Below are 13,805 nucleotides of genomic sequence, written 5' to 3'. Positions count from 1 at the left end.
GAATTGCATTTCTATACGGCATCCCGTTCGACGGGACAGCTCATGCAGCGCGGGCCGCCCCTGCCTCGGCCCAGTTCGCTGCCGGGGATCTCGATGACCTCGATGCCCTGCTTGCGCAGATGGGTGTTGGTGGTGGCGTTGCGTTCGTAGGCGACGACGACGCCCGGCTCGACGGCGAGGACGTTGCAGCCGTCGTCCCACTGCTCGCGCTCGGCGGCGTGCACGTCCTGGGTGGCGGTCAGGACGCGGATCCCGCTCAGACCGAGGGCGGCGGCGATCGCGCGGTGCATGTGCTCCGGCGGGTGGTCGATGACCTTGAGTTCCTTGTCTCCGGCGCCCGGCTCGATGGTGTACGAGCGGAGCATGCCGAGGCCCGCGTACTGGGTGAAGGTGTCGCCGTCGACCATCGTCATCACGGTGTCGAGGTGCATGAAGGCGCGCCGCTTCGGCATGTCGAGGGCCACGATCGTCTGCGCGGAGCCGGCCTCGAACAGCTTGTGCGCCAGCATCTCCACCGCCTGCGGGGTGGTGCGCTCGCTCATGCCGATCAGGACGGCGCCGTTGCCGATGACCAGGACGTCGCCGCCCTCGATGGTGGACGGGTAGTCGGCCTGCCCCTCGGACCAGACGCGGAAGTCCCCTTCACGGAAGAGGGGGTGGTGCCGGTAGATCGCCTCGAAGTGCACCGTCTCGCGCTGCCGGGCGGGCCAGCGCATGGCGTTGACGGCGACACCGTCGTAGATCCAGGCGGAGGTGTCGCGGGTGAAGAGGTGGTTGGGGAGCGGCGCGAGGAGGAAGTCGTCGAGGTCCATGACGTGGAAGCGGACGGAGGTGGGCTCCGTGTGGGCGTCCAGGAACTCGCGCTTGGTCATGCCGCCCACCAGGGCCTCGGCCAGTTCCTGGGCGGGCAGGGTCTCGAAGGCGGCTCTGAGGTGGTCGGTGGCGAGGACGCCGTACTCCTTCTCGTCGAAGACCCGGTCCAGGACGAGCTTTCTGGCCGCCGCGATCTCCAGGGCCTCGGTGAGCAGGTCGCCGAAGAGATGGACGGCGACCCCGCGGTCGCGCAGCACGTCGGCGAAGCCGTCGTGCTCGGCGCGTGCGCGGCGCACCCAGAGCACGTCGTCGAAGAGGAGGGCGTCCTTGTTGCTCGGGGTGAGCCTTTTGAGCTCGAGATCCGGCCGGTGGAGTATGACGCGGCGCAGCCGCCCGGCCTCGGAGTCGACATGCATTCCCATGCCTCCATCCTGACCATCCGGGGGCTTGTTGACCCGCCGGTCGACGGTTTCTTCGCCTTCTTGTTTTCGTCCTCTTGACGATAATCGCTCGCGGCGATTATCGTCGAGTGGACGAGAACCGAGGGGGTTCGATGGCCGACATCACACGACGTCTGGGCTGGCGCCATCTGCGCGGGGCGCCGACGGCGCACATCCGGCACCAGCGTGCCGGGAAGCTGCTGCACGACGGGCCGGGGCTCAGCTTCTGGTTCCGTGCGCTGACCGCTGCGCTGTCCGAAGTCCCGGTCGACGACCGGGAGTTGGCGATGACCTTCCATGCCCGCACGTCCGACTTCCAGGACGTGGCGGTGCAGGCGACGGTGACGTACCGGATCAGCGACCCGGCGCTCGCCGCCGCCCGTCTTGACTTCTCCGTCGACCCGGACACGGGGGTGTGGCGGGGTGCGCCGCTGGAGCAGCTGGGGACGCTGCTGACGGAGACGGCGCAGCAGCATGCGCTGGACGTCCTTGCCCGTACGTCACTTTCGTCGGCGCTGGTGGACGGCGTGGCGGCGGTGCGGGAGCGGGTCGCGGCGGGGCTGGGCGCCGAGCCGCGGCTGCCGGCGACCGGTATCGAGGTGGTCGCCGTCCGTGTGGTGGCGCTGCGTCCGGAGCCGGAGGTGGAGCGGGCCCTGCGCACGCCCGCCCGCGAGCAGATCCAGCAGGAGGCAGACCGGGCGACGTACGAGCGGCGGGCCGTGGCCGTCGAGCGGGAGCGGGCCATCGCCGAGAACGAACTGGCCAGCCAGATCGAACTCGCCCGCCGCGAGGAGCAGTTGGTCGAACAGCGCGGTACGAACGCCCGGCGGGAGGCCGAGGAGCACGCGGCGGCGGACGCGGTGCGGGCCGAGGCGGAGGCGGCGCGGACGGTGAAGCTGGCGCAGGCGGAGGCGGACCGCTCGCTTCGGCTGGCCGACGCGGAGGCCACGCGGTCCGTGCAGCTCGCGGACGCCGAGGCGCGGCGCACCGAGCGGCTGGCGGAGGCGGAGGCGGCGCGGACGGTGCGGATGGCCGATGCCGAGGCGGTGCGGTCCGTCCGGCTGGCGCGGGCGGAGGCCGAAGGCGCGCGCGAGGTCGGCGAGGCGCGGGCGCAGGCGCAGGCGGCCTGGCTGCGGGTGCATGCCGACGTGGACGTCGCGACCCTGCACGCCCTCGCCGGGACCCGGCTGGCGGAGAACCTGCCGAACATCGACAGCGTGACCATCTCGCCGGACGTGCTGACGGGACTGCTCGCCCGGCTCGGCAACGGGGAGCGGGCGTGAAGGCGGGAGCCGGGCGGACCGGATTCCCGGGAGCGAGGGTGACCGGCCCGTCGTCGGCCGCCCCGGCCAGGTTCCGCGACGCGGACCCGGGTGCCGGGCAGCCACCGTCCGCCGCCGGGCCGACGGGGATCCCGTCCCGGCCCGTCCTCTGCGCGGAGCGCTCCGCGTGAGCCTCGCGCCGCGCGTCGTCCTCGTACATCGGACCACGGAGTACGAGGAGTTGGTGGCCCACCACGGTACGCACGGGCAGGCCGCCTTCTTCCTCTCCTCCCGGGGCCGGGACATCGCGGAGGTGGCCGAGCGGCACCGCCGCACCCGGCGTGCGCTCGCCGAGGTGACCGCCGCGATTCCGCTGACCTGGCGTCAGACCATGGTGGAGCGGGTCGACTTGTACCGTTTCCTGTTCGCGCCGGAGGACGTCGTGGTGGTCGTCGGGCAGGACGGGCTGGTGGCGAACGTCGCCAAGTACCTGGCCGGGCAGCCGGTGGTGGGCATCGACACGGACCCCGGGCGCAACCCGGGCGTCCTGGTGCGGCACCGCCCCGCGGACGCGGCGGCGCTGCTTCCGGCGGTCCGCACGAGCGCCGTGGACGAACTCACCATGGTCGAGGCGGTCGCCGACGACACCCAGCGGATCGTCGCGCTCAACGAGATCTACCTGGGCGCCGCCGGACATCAGACGGCCAGATACCGCCTGGGCCTCGAGGGCGACGGGGGTGTCGTCGAGGCCCAGGCTTCGTCCGGGGTGCTGGTGGGGACGGGGACCGGCGCGACGGGATGGATCCGCTCGGTGTGGCAGGAGCGGGGCGCCGCCCAGTCGCTGCCGCGCCCGACCGACGACCGGCTGCTGTGGTTCGTACGGGAGGCGTGGCCGTCACCGGCCACCGGGACGTCCTTGGTCGCAGGCGAACTCGCCGCCTCGGCCCGTCTCACCCTCACCGTCGAGTCCGAGCGGCTGATCGCCTTCGGAGACGGGATGGAGGGGGACGCGCTGCAGCTGACGTGGGGGCAGTCGGTGCGGGTGGGCGTGGCGGGGACATCATTGCGCCTGGTCGGGTAGCGGCAGCATCCGCGCCCACAGCATCGCACCGGAGGGCAGTGCGGTCGTCGCTGCCGCCGGCAGCACCGGTACGGTGCCCAGCGCTGCCGCCGGTGCTCCGCCGCCCAGTGCGCCGACCGGCACCGTCGTCAGGAGTGCCACCAACAGGCCCAGCTGCAGCGAGGGCAGATCGATCGGATGCCAGGGTGGCTCAAAGCCGCGGGTCCACCGGCTCCGACTCCAGCGCCAGCACCCCGAACACCGTTTCGTGCACCCGCCACAGCGGCTCGCCCTCCGCCAGCCGGTCCAGGGCCTCCAGGCCCAGGGCGTACTCGCGGATCGCCAGCGACCGCTTGTGGTTCAGGAAGCGGCTGCGCAGCCGGACGAGGTTGTCCGGGCGGGTGTACTCCGGACCGTAGATGATCCGCAGGTACTCGCGGCCCCGGCACTTGATGCCGGGCTGCACGAGCCGCCCCTCCTCGCTGCGCACCAGGGCGTCCAGCGGCTTGACGACCATGCCCTCGCCGCCGCGGCCGGTCATCTCCAGCCACCAGTCGACGCCGGCCCGCACCGATGCCGGGTCACCGGTGTCGACGTAGAGCCGTCGGGTGGTCTGCAGCAGGCCGCTGCCGTCGTGCTCGACGAGCCGGTCGAGCAGGGCGAGCTGCTCGTCGTGCGGCAGGCCGGCGAGGCTGCGGCCCTGGACAGCCAGGATCTGGAAGGGGGCGAGTCGTACGCCGTCCAGGCCCTCGGTCGTCCAGCAGTAGCGGCGGTACGCCGCCGTGAACGCGGCCGCGTTCGACGCCCGCTCCCGCTGGCGCGCCAGCAGGTCGGTCACCTCGACGCCCCGGGACGCGGCACCCTCCAGCGCGGCGAGCGCACCCGGGAACACCGCGCCGGACGCCGCGCCGACGGCCGCGTACTGGGACCTGAGCAGCCCGGAGGCCTTCAGCGACCAGGGCATCAGCTCGGCGTCCAACAGCAGCCAGTCCGTGTCGAGTTCGCCCCAGAGGCCCGCTTCGGTGACGGCCGTGCGGACGCGACCGAGGATCTCCTCGGTCACCGCCCGGTCGTCGAAGAACGGCCGTCCGGTACGGGTGTACAGCGAGCCCGTCGGACCTCCCCCACTCTCGGCTTCGCTCGAGCGGGAGGTGCCCCCACCGCCGAACCGCTTGCGAGCCGCCTCGGCGTCCCGGCACACCAGCGCCACCGCCCGCGAGCCCATGTGCTTCTCCTCGCACACGACCCGCGCCACCCCGTCGGCCGCGTACTGCGCGAAGGCCTCGACCGGGTGCTCCAGATAGCCCTCGACCTGCGAGGTGGCGGTCGGCGCCATGGTGGGCGGCAGGTACGGCAGCAGACGGGGGTCAATGGCGAACCGGCTCATGACCTCCAGGGCCGCGGCCGCGTTCTCCTCGCGGACGGACACCCGGCCCGAGTGCCGGGTCTCCACGACCCGGCGGCCGTGCACGTCGCTCAGGTCCAGCGGCCGGCCGTCGTGCCCGCCGGGCGCCTCGGTCAGCAACGGCCTCGCCGGCTCGTACCAGACCTGCTCGGCCGGTACGTCGACCAGCTCACGCTCCGGCCAGCGCAGCGCGGTGAGCTTGCCGCCGAAGACGGCACCGGTGTCCAGACAGATGGTGTTGTTGAGCCAAGTGGCCTCCGGGACGGGAGTGTGGCCGTAGACGACCGCCGCCCGGCCCCGGTAGTCCTCCGCCCACGGGTAGCGCACCGGCAGCCCGAACTCGTCGGTCTCGCCGGTGGTGTCGCCGTACAGCGCGTGCGAGCGGACCCGGCCGGAGGTGCGGCCGTGGTACTTCTCGGGCAGACCGGCGTGGCAGACCACCAGCCGGCCGCCGTCGAGGACGTAGTGGCTGACCAGCCCGTCGATGAACTCCCGTACCTCGGCCCGGAACTCGTCACTCTCGCCTTCCATCTGCTCGATGGTCTCGGCGAGGCCGTGGGTGTGCTGGACCTTGCGGCCCTTGAGATACCGGCCGTACTTGTTCTCGTGGTTGCCGGGTACGCACAGCGCGCTGCCGGACTTGACCATCGACATCACGCGGCGCAGTACGCCCGGGCTGTCCGGGCCGCGGTCGACGAGGTCGCCGACGAACACGGCCGTACGGCCCTCCGGGTGGACGCCGTCGGTGTAGCCCAGCTTGCCGAGCAGCGACTCCAGCTCGAAGGCGCAGCCGTGGATGTCGCCGATGATGTCGAAGGGGCCGGTGAGGTGGGTCAGGTCGTTGAAGCGCTTCTCGGTGACGACGGTGGCGTTCTCGATGTCCTCCACCCCGCGCAGGACGTGGACCTTGCGGAAGCCCTCACGCTCCAAGTGCCTGATGGATCGGCGCAGTTCGCGGATGTGGCGCTGGATGACCCGGCGCGGCATGTCGGACCGGTCGGTGCGGGCCGCGTTGCGCTCGGCGCACACCTCCTCCGGTACGTCCAGCACGATGGCGATGGGCAGCACGTCGTACTGCTTGGCCAGGTCGATCAGCTGACGGCGGGCGTCCTGCTGCACGCTGGTCGCGTCGACGACGGTACGGCGGCCGGCCGCCAGGCGCTTGCCCGCGACGTAGTGCAGGACGTCGAAGGCGTCCTTCGTGGCGCTCTGGTCGTTCTCGTCGTCGCTGACCAGGCCGCGGCAGAAGTCGGAGGAGATCACCTCGGTCGGCTTGAAGTGCCGGCGGGCGAAGGTGGACTTGCCGGAGCCGGAGGCGCCGACGAGGACGACGAGGGAGAGGTCGGTGACGGGGAGGACCCGTCCCTGCTGCTGTGTCCCGGTCATGCTGCCTTCGCCTCCTTCTCGGTCCTCATACGGAAAACAGCCATCTGGGTCGGCGGTCCGACCTCCGGGTCGTCGGGGCCGACGGGGACGAACTCCACGCCGTACCCGTGCCGTTCGGCCACCTTGTGCGCCCAGCTGCGGAACTCCTCGCGGGTCCACTCGAAGCGGTGGTCGCCGTGCCGGACGTGGCCGGCCGGGAGGGACTCCCAGCGGACGTTGTACTCGACGTTGGGGGTCGTCACCAGGACAGTCCGCGGGCGGGCCGCGCCGAACACCGCGTACTCCAGCGCGGGCAGCCGCGGCAGGTCGAGGTGTTCCACGACCTCGCTGAGCACGGCGGCGTCGTACCCTTTGAGCCGCTTGTCGGTGTACGCGAGCGAGCCCTGGAGGAGCTTGACGCGCGAGGCCTGCCGCTCCCCCATGCGGTCGAGCTTCAGCCGCCGCGAGGCGATGGTCAGCGCCCGCATCGACACGTCGACGCCGACGATCTCGGTGAACCGCGGGTCCTTGAGCAGCGCCTGCACCAACTGGCCCTGTCCGCAGCCGAGGTCGAGCACCCGGGCGGCGCCGGACGCGCCGAGCGCGGCGATGATCGCCTCGCGCCGCTGCACGGCGAGCGGGGTCGGCTTCTCCTCCGTCTCGGTCTCCGCCTCGACGGCGTTGTCGATGTCCTCGACCTCGCTGTCGTCCGCCTCCGCGAGCCGCACCAGCTCAAGGCGTTCCATCGCCTCACGCGTCAGCGACCAGCGGCGCGAGAGGTAACGGCTGGTGATCAGCTTCTGCTCCGGGTGGTCGGGCAGCCAGCCCTCGCCGGCCCGCAGCAGCTTGTCGACCTCGTCGGAGGCCACCCAGTAGTGCTTGGCGTCGTCGAGGACCGGCAGCAGGACGTAGAGGTGGCGCAGGGCCTCGGCGAGGGTGAGGGTCTCGCCCTCCAGGACGAGCCGCACATACCGTGAGTCGCCCCACTCGGGGAACTCGGTGTCCAGCGCCACCGGTTCGACGGTGACGCTCCAGCCCAGCGGTTCGAAGAGCCGTCGTACCAGCTCCGGGCCGCCGCGGGCGGGCAGCGCGGGCACCTCGATGCGCAGCGGCAGCGGCTGCGCGGCACGCTCCGGGCGGGCGTGGCACACGCCGCGGATCGCGCTGGAGAACACGCTGCTCAGTGCCACCGCGAGCAGCGAGGAGGCTGCGTACGGACGGTCGTTGACGTACTGCGCGAGCGCCGCGTCGGGGGCGCCGCCGCGTCCCTTGCCCTTCCCCCGCCGCACCAGCGCCACCGCGTCGACCTCCAGCAGCAGCGCCGCCGTGCAGCGCTCGGCATCGGCCTCGGGGTAGAGGACGTGCGCCGTGCCGTAGGAGGTGGAGAACGCCTGCGCCCTGTCGGGGTGCTTGTGCAGCAGGAAGCCGAGGTCGGTGGCCGGTGAGGCGGCGGTGCCGCGCGTGGAGATCGTCAGGAACACATGTCCGAGTCTCCCGGCTGTGCCCCGACTGTGACCACCGGTTTTCCCGGTTCGGCGGTCCACGGGCCGCGCCCGGCGATGAGTTGTCCGGCGTGATGGCCGAGGTCCTCGGCGCTGAGCCGGCTCGGGCTGTCCGCGCCCATGGCGGCGCGCGGGCGGGTTCTGATCGGACCGGTGACGAGTTCGTGGATGCGCGGGCCCTTGCCGCCGAGTTCGGCGGTCAGCGCGCGCAGCAGGGACTTCTTGGCGGCGCCGACGGTGCTGTCGGGTCCGACACATCGATGACGTGGGTGTGCAGGGTGCCGGGCGCGGTGTGCCCCCGCGAGGAGGCGCGGCCGGTCCGCGTCATGCCCCCCCCACACCGCCGGTCGCGCCGACGACGAGCACGTGGCGGCCGCGCACGAACGGCTCTCCGAACTCGGCAAACCCCGGTGCGCGACTGGTCATTGGCCCGAGCGCAGCTCCGCGGAACACTAATGACCAGATGTACATTAGGCGGGTGAACAAGGAGATCACGGCCTCCGGGCCGCTGGGCGCCGCCCCGGCCCGGAAGCGGGTACGGGCCCCCGAGGCGCATCGGGAGGCGATCCTCGCCGCGGCACGTGCCGCTTTCGCCGAGCGGGGCTACGCGCGCGCCACCATCCGGGAGATCGCCGGCCGGGCCGGGGTCACCCACGGCCTGGTCATGCGCCACTTCGGCTCGAAGGAACGTCTGTTCCTGGCCGCCGTGCCCGGCACCCGGGACCTGCCGGAGCTGGTGTCCGGGCAGCCCGGCACACTGCCCGACCGGATCGCCCGAGCGTTCGTCGAGCGCATGGAGCGCGCCGACGGCAGCGATCCGTTCCTCGCGCTGATCCGCAGCGCCGCCTCCGACGAGGGCGCGGCGACCGCGCTGTACACGGCGATGCGGGACAGCAGCATGGCGGCGTACCGCACGGTGCTGACCGGGCCGGACGCGGACGAGCGCATCGACCTGGTCGGCGTGCAGCTCATCGGGGTCGCCTTCAGCCGGTACGTGCTGCGCAGCGGGCCGGTGGCGGAGATGGGGCCGGAGCGGCTGGTGCGGTATCTGACGCGGGCCCTGCGCTGCGCACTGGAGCCGCTCGACGAAGCGGAAGAGCCCGGCGAAACCGAAGGGTCCGATGAAGCCCACCGAGGGAGATCGCCGTCATGACGTCCACGCTGCCGCCGGTGCCGCAGTCCCTGGCCGGGCGGATCGTCGTGCCGGACGACGCACGGTACGAGCGGGTACGGCACTGCTATGTGCACCGGGGCTCCCCCGCCGCGGTACTGCTGCCCGAGACCGCACGGGAGACCGCCGAGGCGCTGAGGTACGCGCGTGCGCTGGGCTCGGTGGTCTCCGTGCGCAGCGGCGGGCACGGCATCAGCGGCCGCTCGACCAACGACGGAGGTGTCGTCGTCGACGTGTCGCGCCTGGACGGAATACGGGTCCTGGACCGGGCCCGGCGGCGGATACGGATCGGGGCGGGCGCCCGCTGGGGGCAGGTGGCGCAGGCCCTCGAGCCGCACGGGCTCGCCATCGGCTCGGGGGACACCGGAGACGTGGGGGTGGGCGGGCTGGTCACCGCGGGCGGCATCGGCTGGTTCGCGCGCCTGCACGGGATGACCGTCGACCATGTCACGGCGGTCGAACTCGTCCTGGCCGACGGCAAGTCGGTACGGGCGGACGCCGAGCGGGAGCCCGATCTGCTGTGGGCCGTGCGCGGCGCCGGCGGCAACTTCGGCGTGGTCACCGCGGTGGAGCTGGAAGCGTACGAGACGGGTGACGTGGTCTTCGCCGACCTCGTCTTCGACGCACGGGACGCGGCCGCGCTGATCGAGGAGTGGGGCGCGGTCCTCGATGCGGCGCCCCGCGAGCTGACCAGCTTCCTGACCTTCATGCCCGCCGGGCCGGGCCGTCCGTGTCTGGCCCATGTCGCCGCTGTGTACGCGGGCGAACACAGCGCCGCCGAGCGGGTGCTGGCCCCGCTGCTCCGGGTGGGGCCGCCGCTGCGGCAGCGGGCGGTGCTCGCGCCGTACTCGGGTCTTGTGCCGGTGAGCGGTGCCCCGCACCACGGGCAGCAACAGCTCGGCGCCACCCGCTCCGGCCTGCTGGACCACCTCACCGCGGACGCGGCGCGGGCGGTGGCGGCCGCCCTGGAGTCCGGGCAGGTGCTGATGGAGCAGTTCCGCTCGGTGGGTGGGGCGGTCAATGACCTGGATCCGGCGGCGACCGCCTACGCCCACCGCACCCAGAACTTCTCGCTGCTCTCCGCGACCGTCCCGGAGCTGGAGCAGGCGCTGGACGCGCACTGGGCCCGGCTCGCCCCGCACCTGAACGGCATGTACCTCAGTTTCGACACCCGGCGCACCCCGGACGTGCTCTGCGAGGCGTTCCCCGAGCCGACCCTGACCCGGCTGCGCGAGCTCAAGGACCGGTACGACCCGGAGAACGTCTTCGACCGCAACTTCCCGCTGCGGTGAGGGATTTCAGGCGGCCCCGTGGGTACGGGCGCCCTCCAGCGCCGCCTGGTACGACGCGGCGGCCATCTCCTGGAACTGGGCGAGCCGCGGCACATGCGCCGACTTGGTCAGCTCGGCGTGCAGGAAGGTGAGGTCGGCCGCAAGGCCGACCATGCCGAGGGCCGCCTTGAGATACCGCTCCTGGTGGTCGCTGTCGTGGCGGGGCGTGCCGGGGCCATAGGCACCGCCGCGCGCCGAGGCCACGACGACCTTCTTGCCCGAGAGCGGGCCCTGGCCGGTGGCCGGGTCGGCGATCAGCGGGGCGATCAGGACCCGGTCGAACCACGCCTTGAAGGTGGACGGCACCGAGAAGTTGTACATCGGCACACCGAGCAGGATGGTGTCGGCGGCGAGAAGCTCCTCGATCAGCGGCCAGGTCACCGCCCAACTCGCCTTCTCCTCGGGCGTCTGCGCCGCGGTGCGGGCGACGGCGAGGTCGCGCACGCCCTCCGTCTCCAGGCGGTGCATCACCTCGATCTGCGCGTCGTCGACATGCGGAACGTGGTCGGCGGCCAGGTCGCGGTAGACGTAGGTGCCCTCGGGGTTGGCCTTGCGCCAGGCCTCGGCGAACTCGCCCGAGATCTGACGGGAGACGGAGCCCGCGCGCGGGCTGGAGTCGAGGTGGAGCAGCGTCGGCATGGTGGAGTTCCCCTGTCTGATCAGGTCGTTCGGGTCGGGCCGAGAACCGCGGTCGGGCCGAGCTCCATTGAAAGTCCCGGCGGAACCGTTGTCCCGTAACCTGGCGTGACAGTTTGTAACCAGAAGCGTTAGCGAGGATGACGGTGCTGGACGTACGGAAACTGGTACTGCTGCGCGAGGTCGGCGTCCGTGGCTCCATCGCCGCGGCCGCGCAGGCCCTCAACTACACCCGTTCCGCGGTCTCCCAGCAGCTCTCCGCCCTGGAGGCGGAGACCGGCACGGCCTTGCTGGACCGCGGTAGCAGGCGGGCCGAACTCACCCCGGCCGGGCGGTTGCTGGTGTCCCACACCGACCGGATCCTGGCCCAACTGGAGGCCGCCGAGGCGCAGTTGCGTGCCCGCGACGGGCGGATCAGCGGTGAACTGCGGGTCGGCGTGCCTCTGCACGAGGGGCCCGCGCTGCTGGTGCCGGCGCTCAACCGGCTGCGCCAGGACCATCCACAGCTGCGCATCAGTCTGCACGGCGTGGCCCCCGACGAGGGCCGGCAGACCGTGCGGCTCGGCCGGCTGGACGCCGTGCTGGCCACCGGCTATCCGCAGGTGCCCGAGCCCCGGGTGCCGGGGCTGTACGAGGAGGAGGTGCTCAGCGACCGCCTCCGCCTCGTCGTCGCCCCCGGACATCCGCTGGCCGCCGGTGAACTCCCGCGCCGCCTTGAGGAGTTCGCGGGGGAACCCTGGTTGCTCGACCGGACCTCGCGGCTCGGCCGGCTGGCCCTGCACGCCTGCGCCGGGGCCGGTTTCGTGCCCGACATCGTCTCCGACATCGGGGATATGCAGGCGGTGTTCGGGCTGGTCTCGCTGGGCTGGGGCGTGGCGCTCGTCCCCGACCTGGTGCCCGGCCGACCGGGTCATCCGGTCGCCCGGGTCACGCTGGAGGGGCCCGAACTGGCCCGCCGCATCACCCTCGTGGTGCGCGAGGGCGCCCTGGGGACTCCGCCGGTGGCGGCACTGCTGCCGGCCGTGCGGGAGGCCGCGGCAGAGCTGAGCAGCTCGCCGGCGGGGCATCAGGACGTGGCCGACCAGCGGGGATAGCCTCCGAGGAACCGCACCTCCACGTCCAGCGCCTCGACATCCGCCATGGCGAGCCGCAGCCGGCGGTTGTCGATGTGCGCGTCGACGTCCACGAAGAGGTGGTGGCGGCCGAGCCTCTGGCCGGTGGGCCGGGGCTGGATCCAGGACAGGGCGACCGCGCGGGCACGGAAGGCCTGCGGGACGTCGGGCAGCAGCGCGGGGCCACCGACCCGAACCGGGGCACCGCCCCGGCCTCATGGGCGGCCGCCGTGACGGAGGCGGCGGTCCGGGTGCGGGCGCCGGGCAGCCGCGCGCGGCGAGTCCTCGCACTGGCCGAGTGCGTGCGGATGGCTGAGCACCTCGGCGGCCGAGACGGCCGTAGGCCGTCGCGGGCCGTCAGCTCTCGATGACGCGGTGGAAGGCGACGGTGTCGAAGATGTCCTCCATCCGCACGGCACGGCCGTCACGCAGCACCCAGGAGTGCACGAACCGCTGGGTCTCGGTGTGGCCGCGCAGCGAGGTGATGTCCCGGTGGCCGAAGACGACCACCCGCTCGCCCTCGCGGACGAACTCCTCGGGGTACAGCTTCATCCCGCCCAGCACGGTCGGTACGTGCGCCAGGAACTCCTTGACACCGGCGTGCCCGTGCTTGGTGCCGCCGAGGCCGTACTCGGCCATGCCCTCGGGGTGCACCCACTCGATGTCCGGGTCGAAGGCGTCGAGCAGCGCGCCCACGTCCCGGGCGGCGAAGGCAGCGTAGGCGGCGTGGATCGGGGCCAGCGGATCGGTGCTGTCGGTCATGTGTGTCACCCCTTGAGGTGTTCGGGATACAGCGCGGCCAGGGTCCGTCGGATGCCCTCGCGCCAGGGCACCTTGCAGGGGCCGGTGAGGGAGCGGCGCAGGGTGGGGTCGAACTGATAGGTCTCGCGGGTGACCTCGCTCGGGACGAGGTTCGCCGTCACCCCGGTGAGCTCCTCCAGATACCGGACGCAGTCGGTGATGCCGACCGGCTCGTCGCCGCCCCAGTTGGTCAGGGTCACCGGGACGCTCGCCGCGTTCCACAGGTGCGGGACCTGCTCGACGAGGTCGTCGGTGTACAGCAGGGAGCACCAGTTCTGCCCCTCGACGGGAACCGGGATGGGCTCGCCGGCGAGCATCCGCTTGAAGTAGAGCATCGGGACGCCGCCGTAACCGCCGGGCCCGTAGGCGATGTTGAGGCGGGCGATGACGGTGGGCAGACCGAGGGTCCGGGCGAAGGCGCGGACCGTGCCCTCGGCGGCGATCTTGACAACGGGGTAGGCGGGCAGCCAGTCCGCCCTGCCGTCCAGCGGGTCGGTCTCGGTGTACTTGTGGTCGAGGGTCTGCCGGGCGTAGAGGGCGCCCGTGGAGACGTACAGGAACGCCTCGGCGGTACGGCAGTGGGTCATCAGGCGGCCCGCCGCGACCGAGTTGACTTCGACGGCCGCGTTGAAGTCACCGTCCTCGCCGCGCCGGACGGCCGAGTGGAAGACATGGGTGAAGTCCTCCGGCAGGCCCTTGAGGGAGTCCTCGCCGGTGTCGTCCATGTCCCAGCGGAAGGTGCGGATGCCGTGCCGGGTGAGGTCCTCCTCGGCGCCGGGACTGCCGAAGCGGCCCAGTGCCCATACCTCGTTGCCCTGGGCGAGGGTTTTGGCCACTGGTCCGGCGACCTGTCCGGTCGCGCCGGTGACCAGGATCTTCTTGCCGTTCACTGGATGCTCTCCTGGGG

At 72.4% G+C, this 13,805-nt stretch carries 14 protein-coding genes; 6 read left to right on the top strand and 8 right to left on the bottom strand.

Features of this window, described 5'->3' with window-relative positions:
- Nucleotides 1-11: 11 nt before the first annotated feature.
- Nucleotides 12-1,235 (bottom strand): arginine deiminase, encoded by a 1,224-nt coding sequence (locus AB0N07_RS05745; RefSeq protein WP_365832424.1) that lies wholly within the window; start codon nt 1,233-1,235, stop codon nt 12-14.
- A gap of 131 nt (nt 1,236-1,366) precedes the next feature.
- Here AB0N07_RS05745 and AB0N07_RS05740 point away from each other — a divergent pair, with 131 nt between their 5' ends.
- Both AB0N07_RS05740 and AB0N07_RS05735 read left to right on the top strand, forming a co-directional pair.
- Nucleotides 1,367-2,536 (top strand): SPFH domain-containing protein, encoded by a 1,170-nt coding sequence (locus tag AB0N07_RS05740; protein WP_365832422.1) that lies wholly within the window; start codon nt 1,367-1,369, stop codon nt 2,534-2,536.
- A 166-nt stretch (nt 2,537-2,702) separates the two neighbouring features.
- Nucleotides 2,703-3,596: a hypothetical protein gene (locus AB0N07_RS05735; RefSeq protein ID WP_365832420.1), complete on the top strand. Its 894-nt coding sequence runs from the start codon at nt 2,703-2,705 to the stop codon at nt 3,594-3,596.
- Here AB0N07_RS05735 and AB0N07_RS05730 read toward each other — a convergent pair.
- The 4 genes from AB0N07_RS05730 to AB0N07_RS05715 are packed head-to-tail and all read right to left on the bottom strand — an operon-like array spanning nt 3,576 to nt 8,188.
- A complete protein-coding gene (locus AB0N07_RS05730; RefSeq protein WP_365832418.1) occupies nt 3,576-3,737 on the bottom strand; it encodes a hypothetical protein in 162 nt (53 codons plus the stop codon). The two genes, AB0N07_RS05735 and AB0N07_RS05730, sit on opposite strands and share 21 nt — an antisense overlap.
- A gap of 49 nt (nt 3,738-3,786) precedes the next feature.
- Nucleotides 3,787-6,366, bottom strand: coding sequence for a polynucleotide kinase-phosphatase (locus tag AB0N07_RS05725; RefSeq protein WP_365832416.1), 2,580 nt, complete (start codon nt 6,364-6,366; stop codon nt 3,787-3,789).
- A complete protein-coding gene (locus AB0N07_RS05720; protein ID WP_365832414.1) occupies nt 6,363-7,826 on the bottom strand; it encodes a 3' terminal RNA ribose 2'-O-methyltransferase Hen1 in 1,464 nt (487 codons plus the stop codon). Before AB0N07_RS05720 ends, AB0N07_RS05725 begins: the two co-directional genes overlap by 4 nt.
- Nucleotides 7,817-8,188: a hypothetical protein gene (locus AB0N07_RS05715; RefSeq protein WP_365832412.1), complete on the bottom strand. Its 372-nt coding sequence runs from the start codon at nt 8,186-8,188 to the stop codon at nt 7,817-7,819. The genes AB0N07_RS05720 and AB0N07_RS05715 overlap by 10 nt, the downstream gene beginning before the upstream one ends.
- A gap of 137 nt (nt 8,189-8,325) precedes the next feature.
- Here AB0N07_RS05715 and AB0N07_RS05710 point away from each other — a divergent pair, with 137 nt between their 5' ends.
- Both AB0N07_RS05710 and AB0N07_RS05705 read left to right on the top strand, forming a co-directional pair.
- On the top strand, nt 8,326-9,000 hold the full coding sequence (locus AB0N07_RS05710) for a TetR family transcriptional regulator (protein WP_365832410.1): 675 nt from the start codon (nt 8,326-8,328) through the stop codon (nt 8,998-9,000).
- Entirely contained in the window at nt 8,997-10,310 is a 1,314-nt protein-coding gene (locus tag AB0N07_RS05705; protein ID WP_365832408.1) for an FAD-binding oxidoreductase, read from the top strand. The genes AB0N07_RS05710 and AB0N07_RS05705 overlap by 4 nt, the downstream gene beginning before the upstream one ends.
- 6 nt (nt 10,311-10,316) lie before the next feature.
- Here the strand turns inward: AB0N07_RS05705 and AB0N07_RS05700 are convergent, their stop codons facing one another.
- A complete protein-coding gene (locus AB0N07_RS05700; RefSeq protein WP_365832406.1) occupies nt 10,317-10,988 on the bottom strand; it encodes an NAD(P)H-dependent oxidoreductase in 672 nt (223 codons plus the stop codon).
- A gap of 137 nt (nt 10,989-11,125) precedes the next feature.
- Here AB0N07_RS05700 and AB0N07_RS05695 point away from each other — a divergent pair, with 137 nt between their 5' ends.
- Both AB0N07_RS05695 and AB0N07_RS05690 read left to right on the top strand, forming a co-directional pair.
- Nucleotides 11,126-12,079 (top strand): LysR family transcriptional regulator, encoded by a 954-nt coding sequence (locus tag AB0N07_RS05695; protein ID WP_365832404.1) that lies wholly within the window; start codon nt 11,126-11,128, stop codon nt 12,077-12,079.
- Nucleotides 12,080-12,180: 101 nt separating this feature from the next.
- Nucleotides 12,181-12,468, top strand: coding sequence for a hypothetical protein (locus AB0N07_RS05690; RefSeq protein ID WP_365832402.1), 288 nt, complete (start codon nt 12,181-12,183; stop codon nt 12,466-12,468).
- Here AB0N07_RS05690 and AB0N07_RS05685 read toward each other — a convergent pair.
- Both AB0N07_RS05685 and AB0N07_RS05680 read right to left on the bottom strand, forming a co-directional pair.
- Nucleotides 12,455-12,859 (bottom strand): nuclear transport factor 2 family protein, encoded by a 405-nt coding sequence (locus AB0N07_RS05685; protein ID WP_365832400.1) that lies wholly within the window; start codon nt 12,857-12,859, stop codon nt 12,455-12,457. The genes AB0N07_RS05690 and AB0N07_RS05685 overlap by 14 nt on opposite strands.
- A gap of 5 nt (nt 12,860-12,864) precedes the next feature.
- Nucleotides 12,865-13,788, bottom strand: a complete 924-nt coding sequence (locus AB0N07_RS05680) for an NAD(P)-dependent oxidoreductase (protein WP_365832398.1) — start codon at nt 13,786-13,788, stop codon at nt 12,865-12,867.
- Between the last annotated feature and the right edge of the window lie 17 nt (nt 13,789-13,805).

It is taken from the genome of Streptomyces sp. NPDC051172 (genome assembly GCF_040682555.1).
In the GTDB taxonomy this organism is placed as follows: domain Bacteria; phylum Actinomycetota; class Actinomycetes; order Streptomycetales; family Streptomycetaceae; genus Streptomyces.
This window is presented reverse-complemented; position numbering and strand designations above follow the sequence as displayed.